Raw genomic sequence first — 14612 nt, 5'->3', positions numbered from 1 at the left:
AACAAAGGAACAACATGATGGATGCTGTCTGCTCTGATCTGGTCGCTGAAGTTCGCGCGTTTCGCCAGCGCTTCCCGGATGTGCGCTACGTGGACCTGATTTCCCTGGACATCCCCGGGCATTTCTATGGCAAGCGCTACCCGATCGAGATGCTCGAAAAAGTCGCCGCGGGCAGCGCGCTCAAGCTGCCGCAGAATTGTGTGTTGCTGGGCGCCCAGGGCGGGCTGTTCAAGATTGGCGACTACTGTTTCAACGACGGCGATCCGGATGCGCCGCGCCGTCTGGTGCCGGGTACGTTGAAAATCGTCAACTGGGAAAAGCAACCCTTGGGGCAGATGCTGATCACCTCCAGCGGCACTGAAAAACCGATTGTCTTCGAGCCGCGGGAAGTCTTGGCGCAGGTGCTGGAACGTCTCGCGCGCAAAGGTATTTTCCCGGTGGTGGCCTTCGAGCTGGAGTTCTACCTGTTCGATCGCCAGTTGCGTGACGGCTTGCCGCAGTTCGCGCGCGATCCGCTGACCGACGATGCGGACGATCAACCGAACATGCACATTGAACGATTGTCGCGGTTTGCACCGGTGCTCGATGAAATGGTCGAGACCGCGCAGGCGCAAGGCATCGACACCACGGTGATCACCGCCGAATTGGGCCCGGGCCAGTTCGAGATCAACTTCGGCCACCTCGATGACGGCCTGCGTGCCGCCGACTGGGCCGCCCTGTTTTGCCGCAGTACCCGGGGCGTGGCCATGAAGCACAACTACCGCGCCAGTTTCATGGCCAAACCTTACTTGCAACACCCCGGCAGCGGCATGCATGTCCATGTGAGCCTGTATGACGAGGCGGGCAACAACCTGCTGGCGGCCAACGGGCAACAACCGCTGCGCCATGCGGTGGCCGGTTGCCTGGAACTGCTGCCGCATTGCATGCCGATCTTCGCGCCGAACCACAATGCAATGCGTCGCTTGAGCGGCACCGTGAACGTCGCGACACGCGCCAGTTGGGGTTTTGAAGATCGGGACGCGTGCCTGCGAGTGCCTGAGTCGGATGCGAAAAACCTGCGGATCGAACATCGCCTCGCCGGTGCTGACGCCAACCCTTACTTGGTGCTGGCGGCGATTCTGGTGGGGCTCGAACAAGGACTGGAAGCCGGTCGTGAGCCGATCGCGCCGCTCAACGAAGATCGGGGCAGTGGCATCGATTTTCCGCTGGAGATGTTGGAGGCCGTGCGTTCAATGCAAAGCCATGCGCAATTGCGCGAGGGATTGGGCGCTGAGTTCGTGAATGTATATTGCGAAAACAAGCGTCAGGACCATTTGGCATTTCTGCACGACATCAGTGCCCGTGAATATCGCTGGTACTTGTAGATGACCGCTTATCGTCGCGCGACCTTAAAAAAAGTGTGGATATTTAAGGGGTTAGGAGATTTAGTAACCAGATTGTGAGCCAAAATATCTTGTTACACGGTGAAATATTCCGTAATATCCGCCCCGCGTTCACCACCACGGTTTATGCATTTTTAAATCCCGGGCGTCCATCAGCTGCCCGGGATTTTTTTTGCCTGAAATAAGCTGCGATTGAAAAATCGCTCAGTCATTTAGAACGATCATTTAAAGCAGGAACGCTCATCGTTGACGCTGATTTCCAGCACGCCCTGAGACACCACCAGACTCTCCTGAACGCCAGGAATTCACAGTGGTTACTTTTGATGCCTTCCTCAGAGCATCACGACCAGCGTTCCGACAATGGTCGGTGTTAAATGTTGAGATAGCCGTTTGCCACGCGTCTGGTTATGCTCGCAGCGTTTTGCATTTGCCAATCATTAACAACCACAGTGATGACATGAGCCAAATAGAGACGCGTGCGACTGCCCTTGCGCTGTATCCGGAAGATTCCCGCGAAGCTGCGGCGCTGCTCAAACAAGCCATCCCGCTGATGGTGCGTCACAACATCCCGCCCAATCCGGTGCATTACGCGCTCTGGTACACCTACAGCAAAGGCCTGGACCCCGAGCTCAATCGTCAGCTGGACCGGGTGGTCAAGGACTTTGATTATTTTCCGCCGGAGTCCGCGACGCGGCTGTTTCGCGACTACATCATTCGCGACGAACTGGCGGAGGCCCGCGCCGGGCAGCAACAGGCAATCAATCTGGTGGATGACATGCAGCGCGACGTTTCGCGCAGCGTCGAGGGCAATCTCAACTTTCAAAGCAGTCTGGGACGTTGCCTGGAGATGCTCGAGTTGCCTGCCAACGAACGTTTGCCGGATATACTGAGCGAGCTGCAACAGAGCACCCAGCTCATGCAGAACCAGCAGGAACGCTTCCTCTCCCAGTTGCACTCGGCCCAGAGCGAGATCAAAAGCCTGCGCAGCAAACTTGAACGTGCGCAACTGGCGGCGACACTCGATGGCCTGACCGAACTGCTCAACCGGACAGCCTTCACCCGTTTGCTGGAGCAGGCGCTGAGTAATCCTGACCGGGGCGTGGCGCTGGTCATGCTGGATATCGACCACTTCAAGCAATTCAATGACCAGTACGGCCACCCGTTGGGCGACCGTGTCCTGCAACATGTCGGGCAAGTACTGCGCAGTTCGCTGCCACCCCATGCCACGGCGGCGCGTTACGGTGGCGAGGAGTTCTGCGTCATTCTGGAACACTGCGCCGACCTGGCGAGTGCCGGGGTGTTTGCCGAGCAACTGCGGGTGAAAATCCAGGCGTTGCGGATCAAGGCGCGTATCGATGGCAAGGTACTCGACACGATCACGGCGTCCTTCGGTGTGGCCTTCGCGCAATCCGGTGAGAGCCTGGACAGTCTGGTGACCCGCGCCGATGACGCGCTCTACCAGGCCAAGCGCAATGGGCGTAACCGGGTAGACAGCTAGCCGTTGAACCGCATTTTCAAGCCGCAGGCCCGATGGCGGTGCTGAGTGACTCCACCACGCTGCTACGGTTGTTGTGAATTGTCGTCATCCTGGGCGGCGTTATCGACCTCAAACGGGGCTCGGGAAACTGAGGCGGTTTGAATCAAGGCATTTTGCTGGCCCCGAAGCCTCAAAGTTACAGACAGAATCACTTTAATTTCAGGTGGTTAGGGCTGGCTTTAAATGCGCAATGTATGGATCTCACTGATTTCGTTGGGCTTGGCAGGTATCGCCGTCGCCGTCCAGGCCAAAGAGCTTCAAAGTAATGACCGGTACATGTGCAGCTGGGGCGCGGGCACTGCAGCAAGAGCCCAGGAACTCAAACTGGCGGGCGTTTCGCTCTACGCCGCCCGGCAGAAACTGCAGACCTACAAGTTCAGCAAGCCGTGGATGCGCATGACGGCAATGGGGATTACCGAACAAACCTACGACAGCCCGTCGCGGATCAAGCCTGCGGCGCTGCGCCAGAGTTTCTACGAAGATTGCGTGCGCTTTAAGCTGGCGCGCAAATGATCGAGTGAGCTACAACCCGTCCTCCATCAGCTTCAGGTACTCGGGGCTGTCGGAGATCGAATTGTGCCCCACGCCTGGAATCACTTTCAGGGTCGCCACGCCTTTGGCGAAATGTTCGTAGAGCTTTTCTGTGCTCGAGTGCGGGATCACTTCGTCCTGCTCTGCCGCCAGCAGCAGCGTCGGTATCGAGATATGCGCGGCGTATTTCCACGATTCGAACTTGTCCTGCAGCAGCCATTTCACCGGGAAAATCGGGTATTGGCGGACGGCGAGATCCTCGAGGCTGTTGTAGGGTGTGATCAGGATCAGTCGCGCGGCCGGGCGCTGGCTCGCGAGGCGCACGGCGACGCCCGAACCGAGGCTGCGACCCACCACGGCAATGTGCGGATGTGTGTCGTAGACCTTGTCGAACAAGGTCATGGCATCGCGTGAAATCGCCTCCTCGGAAGGTGACCCGGTGCTCCCGCCAAAACCCCGGTAGTGCAGCAAGTAGAGGGCGTGGTCGGGGAACGCCCGGGAGAATTGCGGCAGGTTTCGCGAAACGTCCTCGGCATTGCCACCAAAATAAATCAATGCATTGGGCCCGTCGTGCGGCCTGACGGTGACCTGCACCTGTGCGTCCGCCACCGATAGCGTGAGCAGCGTTTCGGGCGCGCCGGGCGCAGCGGGTTGCGGGAAGTAGATCAGCGCGCGCTGGAACATGAACAGCGCGGCACACAGCGCCAGGTACAGCACGGCGACGATGACGACGATATACATCAGGATGCGCGACATTCGGCTAACGTTGGTGAGTGGCATTGATTGCTCTGGACCTGACGACCGCGACGGCTGATCGCTGTCGGAGTGTAGTTGAACGACAGCGGCGTGCGGCTACACCGCCGTCCTTGGAACCCTATCAGCCATCACCCAAAAACGGATATTCAGCCAACCGATTGCTGCTGCACACCAGCCTTTACAGCCTTGTTGTATTCCACGCCGGGACGAATTGTCCCCGACAGCTATTCTGTTGTAGCCAGCAGGAGTCTGGTGGCGCTGTTGATTTTGCCGTTTGCCGAACTGCGGGGCGGGTTATGCGTGTGGCTGACCGCACAACAGGCAGACAGTAAAGAAGTGTAAGGACGAAACCATGAGCCACACTGATGGATACACGCGTCGACAAATACTCACGCTGGCTGCCGGTGCTTCGGCGATGCTCACTTTCGATCCGGCCTTTGCAGCCATCGCGCCGTCGAAGGAAACAGGAGGCAAGAACATGCTGACCCGCGCCATTCCTTCCAGCAACGAGCCACTGCCCATTGTCGGCGTGGGCACCTATCGCGGTTTTGATGTCGCGCCTGCCGATCCGGCCTACAAAAACCTGCCCGCCGTCCTCAGTGCGTTGTTCGAAAAGGGCGGGACGGTGATCGACAGCTCGCCCATGTATGGCCGCGCGGAGCAGACCACCGGTGAACTGCTGTCGATCCACAAGCCGCGCTCGCCGGCCTTTCTGGCGACCAAGGTGTGGACCCGTGGCCGCGAAGAGGGCATCGCGCAGATGGAGCAGTCGTTCAAACTGCTGCAGACCGACCGGATCGATCTGATGCAGATTCACAACCTGCTGGACTGGAAAACCCATTTGCCAACGTTGCGCCAATGGAAGGAAGAAGGGCGCATTCGCTACATCGGTATCACCCATTACACCGCGTCGGCGTATGACGAAGTGGAAGCGGCGCTGAAAGCCGAGCCACTGGATTTCTTGCAGATCAACTATGCGCTGGACGATCGCGGCGTCGAGAAACGCATCCTGCCGCTGTGCCGTGAACGCGGCGTGGCGGTGATCTGCAACCGGCCGTTCGGCGGTGGTGATTTGCTTGCTCGCTTGAAGGGCAGGCCGCTGCCGGGTTGGGCCTCGCAAGTCGGCGTCACCAGTTGGGCGCAACTGGCGCTCAAGTATTTGCTGGCGCATTCGGCGGTGACCTGCGTCATCCCCGGCACCGGCAACCCGCGTTACATGGCGGAAAATGCCGGCGCTGGGTTCGGTCCGATGCTGACGGGAGCGCAGCGCGAGCAGTTGATTGATGTGGTGGGGTAGACGCCACTCGTCAGGACTTTTTCTTGATGAGTTTGTTGAGGTAGTACTTGAGGCTCAAACGATCCTTGGGCCGTGGTTTGTAATGAGTTTTGTTTCTTTGCGCAGGGTCGGCAACCACGGTGGCTGCGGTGTAGTAGTACAGCGCGATGGACCGGCGCGTAATGTGTTCCGGCGTCGTCAGAGGCTCCGGGTGCCCGTGGTTGCTGTCCTTGTCGGTGTTGAAAATGACGCAGCGATTGTAGACCGGCAGGACTTTCTTCAGGCAGGTTTTCATCCCGACATCCCATAGCTCCAGGTTGCCACCGTATGCCTCTTGCCAATCCTGGTTCAGATAAATAATGGCATTCAGTCTGCGCTCGATATTCAGTTTTTTGTTGAGCCTGAAGTCCGAGTGCACGCCCAGGAAACCACCCCTTTTCGTTTCATGCAGCCCGCCGCCGGTAAAGTAAGGATCGGGTATCAAGCCTTCGATACCTGTAAGTTTTTCCAGAAACTGCAACATGGGTGCAGAGTTGAAGGCGTTGAAAACCGTCTTCAAATAGGGGTCGCATTCGTTGGGGCTGATTTGCCGTTTGTGCTGACCTTTGTAGCCGCGCTCATAAAGCATTTCGTTGCTGGTTGGCTCGACCGGAAAGTGCGAGCAGATGCTCGCAATCAGGTCTTGCGGTAAAAAGTCGTCAATGACGATGTGTGGAAAAGGGGTGGCCTGAGCGTAAGTCATTGCGAGCGACTGACCCAGCGAGCTGGCGGCGTTCTGGTCGAAATCAAGCTCTGGCGTAACGGTGATGGGCAGTGTCTGCGTGATGGGTCTCATTACCGCTCCAATAAACTATTCATAACAACCTGGGTACTTCCAGGTAGCGTTACACGCCCTATTTTTTAGGTGAAGACGAAACCTGGCTGTGTTCACTGTTCAAGCGTTTAAGGATGTCGTTGTACATCTTCGTTCGTCTGTGCGTTGTTTCGTAACCACCAGCGGCCGCGACGGTGCCAGCCTGAATATGGTCGAGGTAGCTGAATATCTTGCGCGTCGACAACAGCTCAACAACATAGCCCAATTGGGTCATGCGATCCTGGAGTGTATAACCGGGTACGCGATCATCCATCAGAAAATGCATGGAGTGTTGTTTCATCAGCTTGCAATTCCATAAGGTGCAGAAGCTTTTCAAATAAACTTCCCTGTAGGGCTTTGGCTCTCTGGAGCGTAACCCCAAGGACAGTTTCAGGCGTCTGACGTGATGTTTTACCAGTCGAGAGCTAAAGCGCCAAAGGGCTCTCGTGGTACTGCGGTTGATTTGCTCTACGCATCCGATGGCCACGACGTTCGGTTTATTAATGCATTTGTTCATCATCATCGAAAACACATTCTTGTCGAAAATGAACGTGTCGGTGTGCAGCAGAAACAGATAGTCGGTTTCAACCCGCTCCAGCACCATGTCGAGTGCTCTTCCGTGTGCAATATGGCCCGGTTCCTTTTCGGGACAGGAGCGTTCGATCAGGTGGATCCAGTCCAGTGTGCGCAGATAGTCGGTGCTTTCATCGGCGGAATCGTTATCGACTACCCAGACCGGGATGTTGCTTTCACCCAGGTGCTGATGCAGCAGGTCGAGGCAAATCCGGGTTATTTCGATGGTCTTGTAATTGACCAGAACAATGCTGAAAAGTGGGGTTCTTTGCGATAGGAAATCAATGTTGCTCATGGGATTTGGCACTCTAAGAAGACTGAGAACATAGAAATGAATCCCTGCTTAGCATTTCTTGCGCTAAACCAGGCAGCGCCGGAACCAGTTCAGTGTTCTTTCCCAGGCAAGCTTGGCGGCGGCCTCGTCGTATCTCGGTGTCGAGTCATTATGGAAACCGTGGTTGGCACCGGGGTAGATGTAGGCTTCATAAGTCTTGCCTGCCGCTTTTAAGGCCTGCTCGTAAGCGGGCCATCCTTCGTTGATGCGCGTGTCCAGTTCACCGTAATGAAGCATCAACGGTGCCTTGATTCGGGGAACATCCTTGGCCTCTGCCTGGCGACCATAAAAGGACACGGCAGCGCCCAGCTCCGGATAGGCCACCGCCGCGGCATTGACCACACCACCACCGTAGCAGAAACCCGTGATGCCGACTTTTCCATTGCTCGCATTGTGTTTCATCAGCCACTCGATGGCGGCGAAAAAATCATTCATGAGCTTTTCAGGGTCAACGGTCGCCTGCAGCTCCCGACCTTTGTCATCGTTGCCGGGATAGCCGCCCACCGAGGTCAGTCCATCGGGCGCAAGCGCAATGAAGCCGGCCTTGGCCAACCGCCGTGCGACATCCTCGATGTACGGGTTGAGTCCGCGATTTTCATGCACGACCACCACAGCCGCTACCTTGCCGGTGGCTTTGGCCGGACGCACCAGATAACCGCGAACCGTCCCGTGGCCTTTGGGGGAGGGGTAGGTGATGTATTCGGCGATGATGTCCGGGTCGGTGAACTCAACCTGCTCGGCGAGTGCGTAATTCGGACTCAGGGCAGCGAGTAACGCGCTGGCCGTCAAACCGCCCAAAGTGAACAACGCCGCACGGTCGAGGAATTCGCGCCGGTTGATCCTGCCGTGGGCGTAGTAGTCGTAGAGCTCGAGCAGTTCCGGGGCGAAGTCTTTTGCAGTGAGACGGTGCATCGGTGCGCTTCCTCTTTGACGTAATGGACTCCTGTCAGTTAAGCGCATGAACAGGGTTTTTGTAGACTCGCGACTCAGCTGTTCAGAAAGCGTCAATTTCCGACATAAATTCCCGCGATACATATGTACCGCACCTCGCCATTCCCCCATCGACAAGCTGTGCCCTACAGACAAGGAGAGACTGTATGGCACAACGATTCAACGATGGTACGTCAGGAGACGTCGTCATCAGGTCCGGGCCGCCTGCTTCGGGCGGCGGTGGTGGCTGGGGCGGTGGTGGAGGTTCTGGAGGCAACCGCGTAGGAGCCTCAGGCGTAACCAGTGGTCCCAGCAAAAGCACGAAAGAAGCCCGACGGCTTGCCAAGGAAGAGTACCACCGGAACAAGGCAGCGCAGGAAGCACAGGCAGTGGCGGCCGCTGCTCAAGCCCGAGAGCAGGCTCGCATCTATGCGCGCAATCAACTACTCGCACAATTCACCCAGCTTCAAAACGTAACCAGAGCTGAAATAGACCAACGTTTTACCGCCCGAGCCGAGCAACTCACTTCGTCACTTGATAACGAAATCTCGGCGGCAAAACGGCACCATGCCGGCGACTCGAGTGAGCGCTGGCAGCTTTATCTCATCACCAAAGACAAGAACGAAATCGACGGGTTGATCGCCCTAAAAACCGCGGAGCTCAACGAAAAAAATGCGCTTGCCCGGTCATTCGACGGGCACGATCCGCTCACGCGAACCGCCGACGACTACCTGGCCCGACTCGGGCAGTTCGGTGATGCGCTGACGGGTGGTCATCAGCTCTGGGAGAGCGCCTACAACGCGGCTCATGAAGCCCGATTGCTGCCAGCGCAGATCGACGGGCTCAACGATAAATCCAATGCGTTGGCCACTCGTCATGCCGAGCAGACCATCATCTGGCGTGAGCGGGAGGCACTCTGGGAGCGTCATCGGCAGCACGCCGAGCAGCGTGATGCGCGCATTCGGTTCAAGCAACAGGTTGATGAGGATGCTCGCCTCGAACAGATCAAACAGGCCAACACCTTCCAATTACCTGCCACATCGTCAGCGCTGTCTGCCGGGGTATTGCCCAGCCACGGCGGGGAATGGGTTGATGCCGACAAACTGGTCATTGCCGTTTCGCGAGCAATCACCGAACTGGGCTCCGTCACCGCGACGCTCACGGTAGGGCAAGCCGCAATTTTCGTGGTGGGGATGGCCTATCCCAGCGCACTGGGCAACGGCGAGCTGACCTCCGAGCAACGACAACGATTGTCCGAGGCCGTCGCCGTTCCGGCTCAAGCCCTGGAACTTCATGACCCTCAAGAGATGCGGACTGCTGCTGACGCAGGCGGTTCGGTGGAGGTGGAATACCGGCTCAAACCTGTAGCCACACCGGAAGGAACCGCGATCGTTGTCGGCGCGACGGGGGGCGAAATCGATTCTCGCGTCCCGGTCGTGAATGCTGTGCTCGACCCGCGAACAGGCATCTACACCGCCGAGGTTCCTGGATCACCGGCCAGGTATGTGCAGTTCACTCCTGACGCCGCGCCTCACGCGACCTTGGCCAGCGAGACTCGTCTGACTGTCACGGAACCGCAGATTCAGGACATCCCGGCGGGTGTTGATTGGCGCATTCAGGATTGCATTGTCTGCGTGCCTGGTCTGCCACCGACCTACCTGTCCTTCAACGTTCCGGCCATGGGTTCCGGCGTTGTCACTGGAACCGGTCAACCGCCGACAGCTGATTGGTGGAAGGGCGTCAGCCAGACGGCCGGCGCAGCGATCCCGAGTCAGATTGGCGATCAGTTCCGGGGCAAGGAATTCAAGTCTTTCGAGGCGTTCGACGAAGCCCTGTGGCGAACGCTCGGTGAACACCCGGCGTTGACCCGTCCACTCGATGAGGTGAACAAAAAACGAGTCGAACAAGGCTTCGCCCCGTACGCGCCGAAAAGCACATGGGTGGGTACGAACCGAGAATTCGAACTGCGGTATCAGGAGCGGCCGGAGTTCTGGGCCGACCCGTTCAACCTCGACAAAATCAGCATCAAGACACCGCAAACTACCGAAGGATGGTTGGGCATCGTACCGACGGTTGTGCCCTGGCCGATTCCACCGGTTGGCACCTGGACACCGTTGGTGCCGCCGGGCAGTGAACAACTGGGTTCGACGACATCACCAACCCCGTCCATTCCGCCCGCGGTTTATCCCGGCAACCCGGTCATCCCGGTCCTACCGCAAAACGAGACGTTTCCGGCGGTTGATGAAGGGGAGATTGGTGCGAGTATTCCCGGGTTTCCGGGGGATATGGAACTGCCTTCGCCGGGACTGGTTTTTGTTGGTCCGCCGGTTGAGCCGCTGGAAGTAGGGCCATATAACGAACTCAGTGGTCGGAGCAGGGGAGATGGGTTGGATATTGACCATATTCCATCGCGGAGGGCGTTGGAGGCGTACATCGTTGATTCCTGGCCGGACATCGGTCCTGAGGAATTGGCCGACTTTTTAAGAAAAGCACCGAGTATCGCAATCCCCACAGCAGTGCATCGAAAATATAGTGAAACTTACGGAGGACGTAACAACGCACGGAAACAGGCTGCCGATGCGTTCGACTTGCGAATGGCTGTGGATACGAATTTTGATGCGTTAAAGCCAGGTTTGATTGAGTCTGGCTTTTCGGAATCGGAGATTGAGCTGGGACGAGATTTGCTACATAAACTTAGCAACGATCAAGGATGGTACTGATGACCAATACAAATATCGAAGCGTGGATCGATAACCTAGGCCAAAGTTATAACGACTTGATCGCACTTGGCATCGTTCCCGATCAACCGCTAAAGGAGCTGTATCCAGGCCGTGATAAGTTGCATCTGAATCCCGAGGTCGGCATCGCACTGTCCTTCTGGGCTGAGAGTAAACAGCTTGAAACTGTCTTTGTAACACTCATCAAAACGACCCCCTCGACCGTCGAGTACAAGGGTGAGCTCCCAACGCCATATAAGCTGGCATTGACCCAGTCCGATGTCCACGCACTCTTCGGCGAACCAATGGAATCAAGAGGCCCCATCAAAATGCCTCAACCGATGGGTCAGACCGGCGGATGGGAAGCCTATCCCCTTGATCCGGCGGTTCATCCCGGCAAAAAAGTTGTATTTCAATACACCGCTGCGATGGAAGTGAAAACATTGGTCTTCACTTTGATTGACAAAGGACACGAGTAAATTCCAACAGGCACTTGCTTATAAGGAGAGCAGGTGCCTTCGCATTCCGCGACTCGATAGAAACAAGGAAGAATTCATGATGGAACTTAAAACCACACTCAAGGATTACACCGCTCTGGAATTCCAGGCATTGGTCAACCAAATCTGGGCCGTTGACCTACCGAAATCGGACCATGATCGACTGATCAACCATTTCGACCGGATCGTCGGTCATCCCCAAGGTGCAGATCTGCTGTTCTACCCGATGGACAAGTCGAATACCAACACCCCGGAAGCCGTTGTCCACCACGTCAGGACATGGCATCACCAGCAAGGAATACCGGCATTCAAAGACGAGGATGTTCCTGTTGCCAAACCACTTGTTGCGCCGCTAACCCCTTTGGCCAGAAGCCTGGCCGAAGTCGAAAAAATCGCGGCGGATGTGGCCGTTTCAGGTCAGGTCGTTGAAGAGGCTTTCGGCCATTTCGAGCTACAGATCAGGAACTTTCAACGTCAAAAGAACACCCGTCTGGACATCTCCCCTCAGGAAACCGGCATACGCGCGCTGGAACATGCCCAGCATGAAGCACTGATAGCCGTCAGAAAGTTTCAGTCCTGGAAAATGAGAGTGGAATTCGTCCAAAGCGGCGCTCAGCGCAACCTCACCTATGCACGATCCGAGCAAGCGCAATGGCAGAGTATCGTGCAACAGATCAACGCCACCCATGATCGCTACCTCTTACGGCTGGAAAGCCTTTCTCAACGACATCGCGCTCTGCATGATGAAGCGGAAGCGTTGCTGATAGTGGCGCATCAGCGCTTGATTGATTCGCGCAGCACAATACAAACGGTGCACACCATCAGCGCTTCCCTCGATTCTGCCCATAAACGTCCTGATCTTTTACTGACTGGCGGTTCGCCGGTGCTGCTGGCGTCTCAGCAGGCGGATCTGCTTAAAGCGATACGTTCGACGGTTGCCGGGTTTTCCTGGCAAAACGCATCAGGCGGACCAGACACTGAAAACCAGCGTGCTGCCGTATTGAGCTTCGCCTTTTCCAGTCGGGCAGACGCTCAAATATTCGGTGTCAGCGTCCCTTTGTCCGAGCTTTTGCCCATCGAAGGCCAGGATTGGCAACACTTGGCTGCGAACCAGGCTGAGGTCGAAGTGCCTTTTCGCATGAGTACGGCGGCAGTCCCCGCCAGACCTGGAAAAATGTTCCAGGGGTTGCGTGAGATCAAAACGTTGTCGCAGGTTTACCTCAACGCATGCAGAGGCTGTCATTCGATCTCTGGCGTGAGGGTCAGAGCGGCGACGCAGGATCAGCATTGGAACCGGTTCAGTTTTACTCCTGAAGTTGCTGGAGTCACTGTCCACTGGGCTAGACCGATTTTCGTTGAAACCGCTCCGGCGGCTACACCGACCCATCAGCGTCGTGTGGGATTTGTGGAGTCCGCGCGAGTGCCGACGATTGAAGCCAAAGCCGAACGGGCGCATGACCGGTTTGACGACTACATCCTGGTATTCCCGGTCTCGTCCGGGCTTGACCCGCTCTACATCGTTTTCAACCGACCTGCGAAGTAGACGTTTACCGTGCACGCATGACGCCGAGTGTGGGATCGACCTTCAATGCAAACACTGCGCCCCAACCCTCGCCACTTGCGCATCGTGCTCGGCCTTGACGCCAGACACCCCGACTGCGCCGACTACCTGATCACCCACGATTATCGGCACGCCACCTTCAAGGGACGTCAGCAGCGGCGCCGACAAAAATGCAAAGCGACCACCGTTGACCATCTCTTCATAACCTTTGGACTCCCGCCGCCCCAGCGCCGAGGTGCGAGCCTTTTCAGTGGCGATGTAGGCGCTGATGGGCGCGCAACCGTCGAGGCGTTCGAGGGCGAGGGGATGGCCGCCGTCGTCGACAACCACGATGGTCACGGCCCATTGGTTGTTCTGCGCCTCGGTGCGTGCGGCCGCGAGGATCTGGCTGACTTCGGCCTGGCTCAGGATGGCTTTGCTCTTCATGGGGTTTCTCCGGGGATCGTTGAGGGCAGCGCGGCTTCGACCAGTTCTATCCAGTGCCGGACCGGGGTTCGGCCCGCACCGTCGAGGTGCGACTGACAGCCGATATTGGCCGTGACAATGACGTCAGGGTGGCCGCTTTCCAGTGCGTTCAGTTTGTTGTCGCGCAATTGTCGGGACAGTTCGGGTTGGGTGATCGAATAGGTGCCCGCCGAACCGCAACACAAATGGCTGTCGGGTACGGCCGTCAGGTTGAAACCGAGGCGACTCAGCATCGCTTCCACCGCGCCGCCGAGTTTTTGCGCGTGCTGCAAGGTGCAGGGGCAATGAAAGGCCAGGCGCTGGTCGCTGTGGACGCCGAGTGTTTCCAGGGGTTCGTCGCCCAGCACTTCCACCAGGTCCCTGGCGAGCGCGCTGACCCTTTTCGCCTTCTCGGCGTAGGCCGGATCGCGCTCCAGCAGATGGCCATAGTCCTTGATGAAAGCGCCACAGCCACTGGCGGTTTGCACGATGGCTTCGGCGCCGTTCTCGATACTCGGCCACCAGGCATCGATGTTGCGCCGTGCGCGGTCGAGTCCGGCAGCTTGCGCGTCGAGGTGATAATCCACGGCACCGCAGCAGCCCGCCTCACCGGACGAGGTGACACTGATGCCCAGTCGATCCAGGACCCGCGCAGCTGCCGCGTTGGTGTTCGGCGACAGGCTCGGTTGTACGCAGCCTTCGAGCATCAGCACCTGGCGCGCGTGGCGCGTGGCAGGGCGAGGCCTGGAGGGATAAACACGGCGAGGCAACTTGGCCTGCAACGTGTTGGGCAGTAGCACCCGGAAAAACTGACCGCTGCTGACCAGCGCCTTGAACAGTCCCGGGTTGGGCACAACACTGCGCAAACCTTCACGCAACAGGCGTTGGTCGATGGCGCGAGGCACCGCCGCATCGACCACTGCGCGGCCAATGTCGAGCAAGTTGTGATAATCGACACCGGAGGGGCAGGTGGTTTCGCAATTGCGGCAAGACAGGCAGCGGTCCAGGTGCTGCTGGGTTTTCTGCGTGACTTCGTTGCCTTCCAGCACTTGTTTGATCAGGTAGATACGGCCCCGTGGCCCATCGAGTTCATCACCCAGTAATTGATAAGTCGGGCACGTGGCGTTGCAGAACCCGCAGTGCACACAGGTGCGCAGGATGCTTTCGGCTTCTTCGGCACGGGGCAGGTGCCGGGCGGTGTCGCTCAGGGTCGTCTGCATG

14 protein-coding genes and 1 pseudogene are annotated in these 14612 nt (G+C 57.6%); 8 read left to right on the top strand and 7 right to left on the bottom strand.

Annotated features, from left to right (window positions below):
- The first annotated feature begins 17 nt into the window (after window positions 1-17).
- Window positions 18-1364 carry a glutamine synthetase family protein gene (locus B723_RS24260; RefSeq protein ID WP_017339335.1) on the top strand — a complete coding sequence of 449 codons (1347 nt, stop codon included), beginning with the start codon at window positions 18-20 and terminating at the stop codon, window positions 1362-1364.
- A 254-nt stretch (window positions 1365-1618) separates the two neighbouring features.
- Here B723_RS24260 and B723_RS33150 read toward each other — a convergent pair.
- Window positions 1619-1684: pseudogene (locus B723_RS33150) on the bottom strand (helix-turn-helix domain-containing protein); the annotation flags it as partial.
- A 155-nt stretch (window positions 1685-1839) separates the two neighbouring features.
- Between B723_RS33150 and B723_RS24255 the strand changes: the two are divergent.
- Together B723_RS24255 and B723_RS24250 are read left to right on the top strand one after the other, a co-directional pair.
- Window positions 1840-2880 carry a GGDEF domain-containing protein gene (locus B723_RS24255; protein ID WP_017339334.1) on the top strand — a complete coding sequence of 347 codons (1041 nt, stop codon included), beginning with the start codon at window positions 1840-1842 and terminating at the stop codon, window positions 2878-2880.
- Window positions 2881-3102: 222 nt separating this feature from the next.
- Entirely contained in the window at window positions 3103-3432 is a 330-nt protein-coding gene (locus B723_RS24250; protein WP_017339333.1) for a hypothetical protein, read from the top strand.
- A gap of 9 nt (window positions 3433-3441) precedes the next feature.
- Here the strand turns inward: B723_RS24250 and B723_RS24245 are convergent, their stop codons facing one another.
- Window positions 3442-4230 (bottom strand): alpha/beta hydrolase, encoded by a 789-nt coding sequence (locus tag B723_RS24245; RefSeq protein ID WP_031318996.1) that lies wholly within the window; start codon window positions 4228-4230, stop codon window positions 3442-3444.
- Between the two features lie 51 nt (window positions 4231-4281).
- Between B723_RS24245 and B723_RS33145 the strand changes: the two genes are divergently transcribed.
- Both B723_RS33145 and B723_RS24240 read left to right on the top strand, forming a co-directional pair.
- Window positions 4282-4548: a hypothetical protein gene (locus B723_RS33145; RefSeq protein ID WP_144425270.1), complete on the top strand. Its 267-nt coding sequence runs from the start codon at window positions 4282-4284 to the stop codon at window positions 4546-4548.
- A gap of 10 nt (window positions 4549-4558) precedes the next feature.
- Complete coding sequence (locus tag B723_RS24240) at window positions 4559-5503, top strand: aldo/keto reductase (protein ID WP_017339330.1); 945 nt, start codon at window positions 4559-4561, stop codon at window positions 5501-5503.
- A gap of 10 nt (window positions 5504-5513) precedes the next feature.
- Here B723_RS24240 and B723_RS24235 read toward each other — a convergent pair whose 3' ends face one another.
- The 3 genes from B723_RS24235 to yghX all read right to left on the bottom strand — a co-directional run bounded on the left by B723_RS24235 (window position 5514) and on the right by yghX (window position 8154).
- Window positions 5514-6317: a 2OG-Fe(II) oxygenase gene (locus tag B723_RS24235; protein WP_017339329.1), complete on the bottom strand. Its 804-nt coding sequence runs from the start codon at window positions 6315-6317 to the stop codon at window positions 5514-5516.
- Between the two features lie 58 nt (window positions 6318-6375).
- Window positions 6376-7203 carry a glycosyltransferase family 2 protein gene (locus tag B723_RS24230; RefSeq protein WP_017339328.1) on the bottom strand — a complete coding sequence of 276 codons (828 nt, stop codon included), beginning with the start codon at window positions 7201-7203 and terminating at the stop codon, window positions 6376-6378.
- 63 nt (window positions 7204-7266) lie between these two features.
- The gene (gene yghX / locus B723_RS24225; RefSeq protein ID WP_017339327.1) at window positions 7267-8154 is read right to left on the bottom strand and encodes a YghX family hydrolase; all 888 of its coding nucleotides are present in this window, start codon (window positions 8152-8154) and stop codon (window positions 7267-7269) included.
- 185 nt (window positions 8155-8339) lie between these two features.
- Here yghX and B723_RS24220 point away from each other — a divergent pair, with 185 nt between their 5' ends.
- From B723_RS24220 to B723_RS24210, 3 genes are all read left to right on the top strand, one after another.
- A complete protein-coding gene (locus B723_RS24220) occupies window positions 8340-10892 on the top strand; it encodes an S-type pyocin domain-containing protein (protein WP_033037334.1) in 2553 nt (850 codons plus the stop codon).
- A complete protein-coding gene (locus B723_RS24215; protein ID WP_017339325.1) occupies window positions 10892-11368 on the top strand; it encodes a DUF6392 family protein in 477 nt (158 codons plus the stop codon). The genes B723_RS24220 and B723_RS24215 overlap by 1 nt, the downstream gene beginning before the upstream one ends.
- A 76-nt stretch (window positions 11369-11444) precedes the next feature.
- On the top strand, window positions 11445-12929 hold the full coding sequence (locus B723_RS24210) for a bacteriocin immunity protein (RefSeq protein ID WP_017339324.1): 1485 nt from the start codon (window positions 11445-11447) through the stop codon (window positions 12927-12929).
- Between the two features lie 42 nt (window positions 12930-12971).
- Here B723_RS24210 and B723_RS24205 read toward each other — a convergent pair whose 3' ends face one another.
- A complete protein-coding gene (locus B723_RS24205; protein WP_017339323.1) occupies window positions 12972-13373 on the bottom strand; it encodes a heme-binding protein in 402 nt (133 codons plus the stop codon).
- On the bottom strand, window positions 13370-14611 hold the full coding sequence (glcF, locus tag B723_RS24200; protein ID WP_017339322.1) for a glycolate oxidase subunit GlcF: 1242 nt from the start codon (window positions 14609-14611) through the stop codon (window positions 13370-13372). Before glcF ends, B723_RS24205 begins: the two co-directional genes overlap by 4 nt.
- Between the last annotated feature and the right edge of the window lies 1 nt (window position 14612).

Source organism: Pseudomonas fluorescens NCIMB 11764 (assembly GCF_000293885.2).
In the GTDB taxonomy this organism is placed as follows: domain Bacteria; phylum Pseudomonadota; class Gammaproteobacteria; order Pseudomonadales; family Pseudomonadaceae; genus Aquipseudomonas; species Aquipseudomonas fluorescens_B.
Note: the sequence above shows the minus strand (reverse complement) of the source record. Positions and strands in the feature narration are given on the sequence as shown.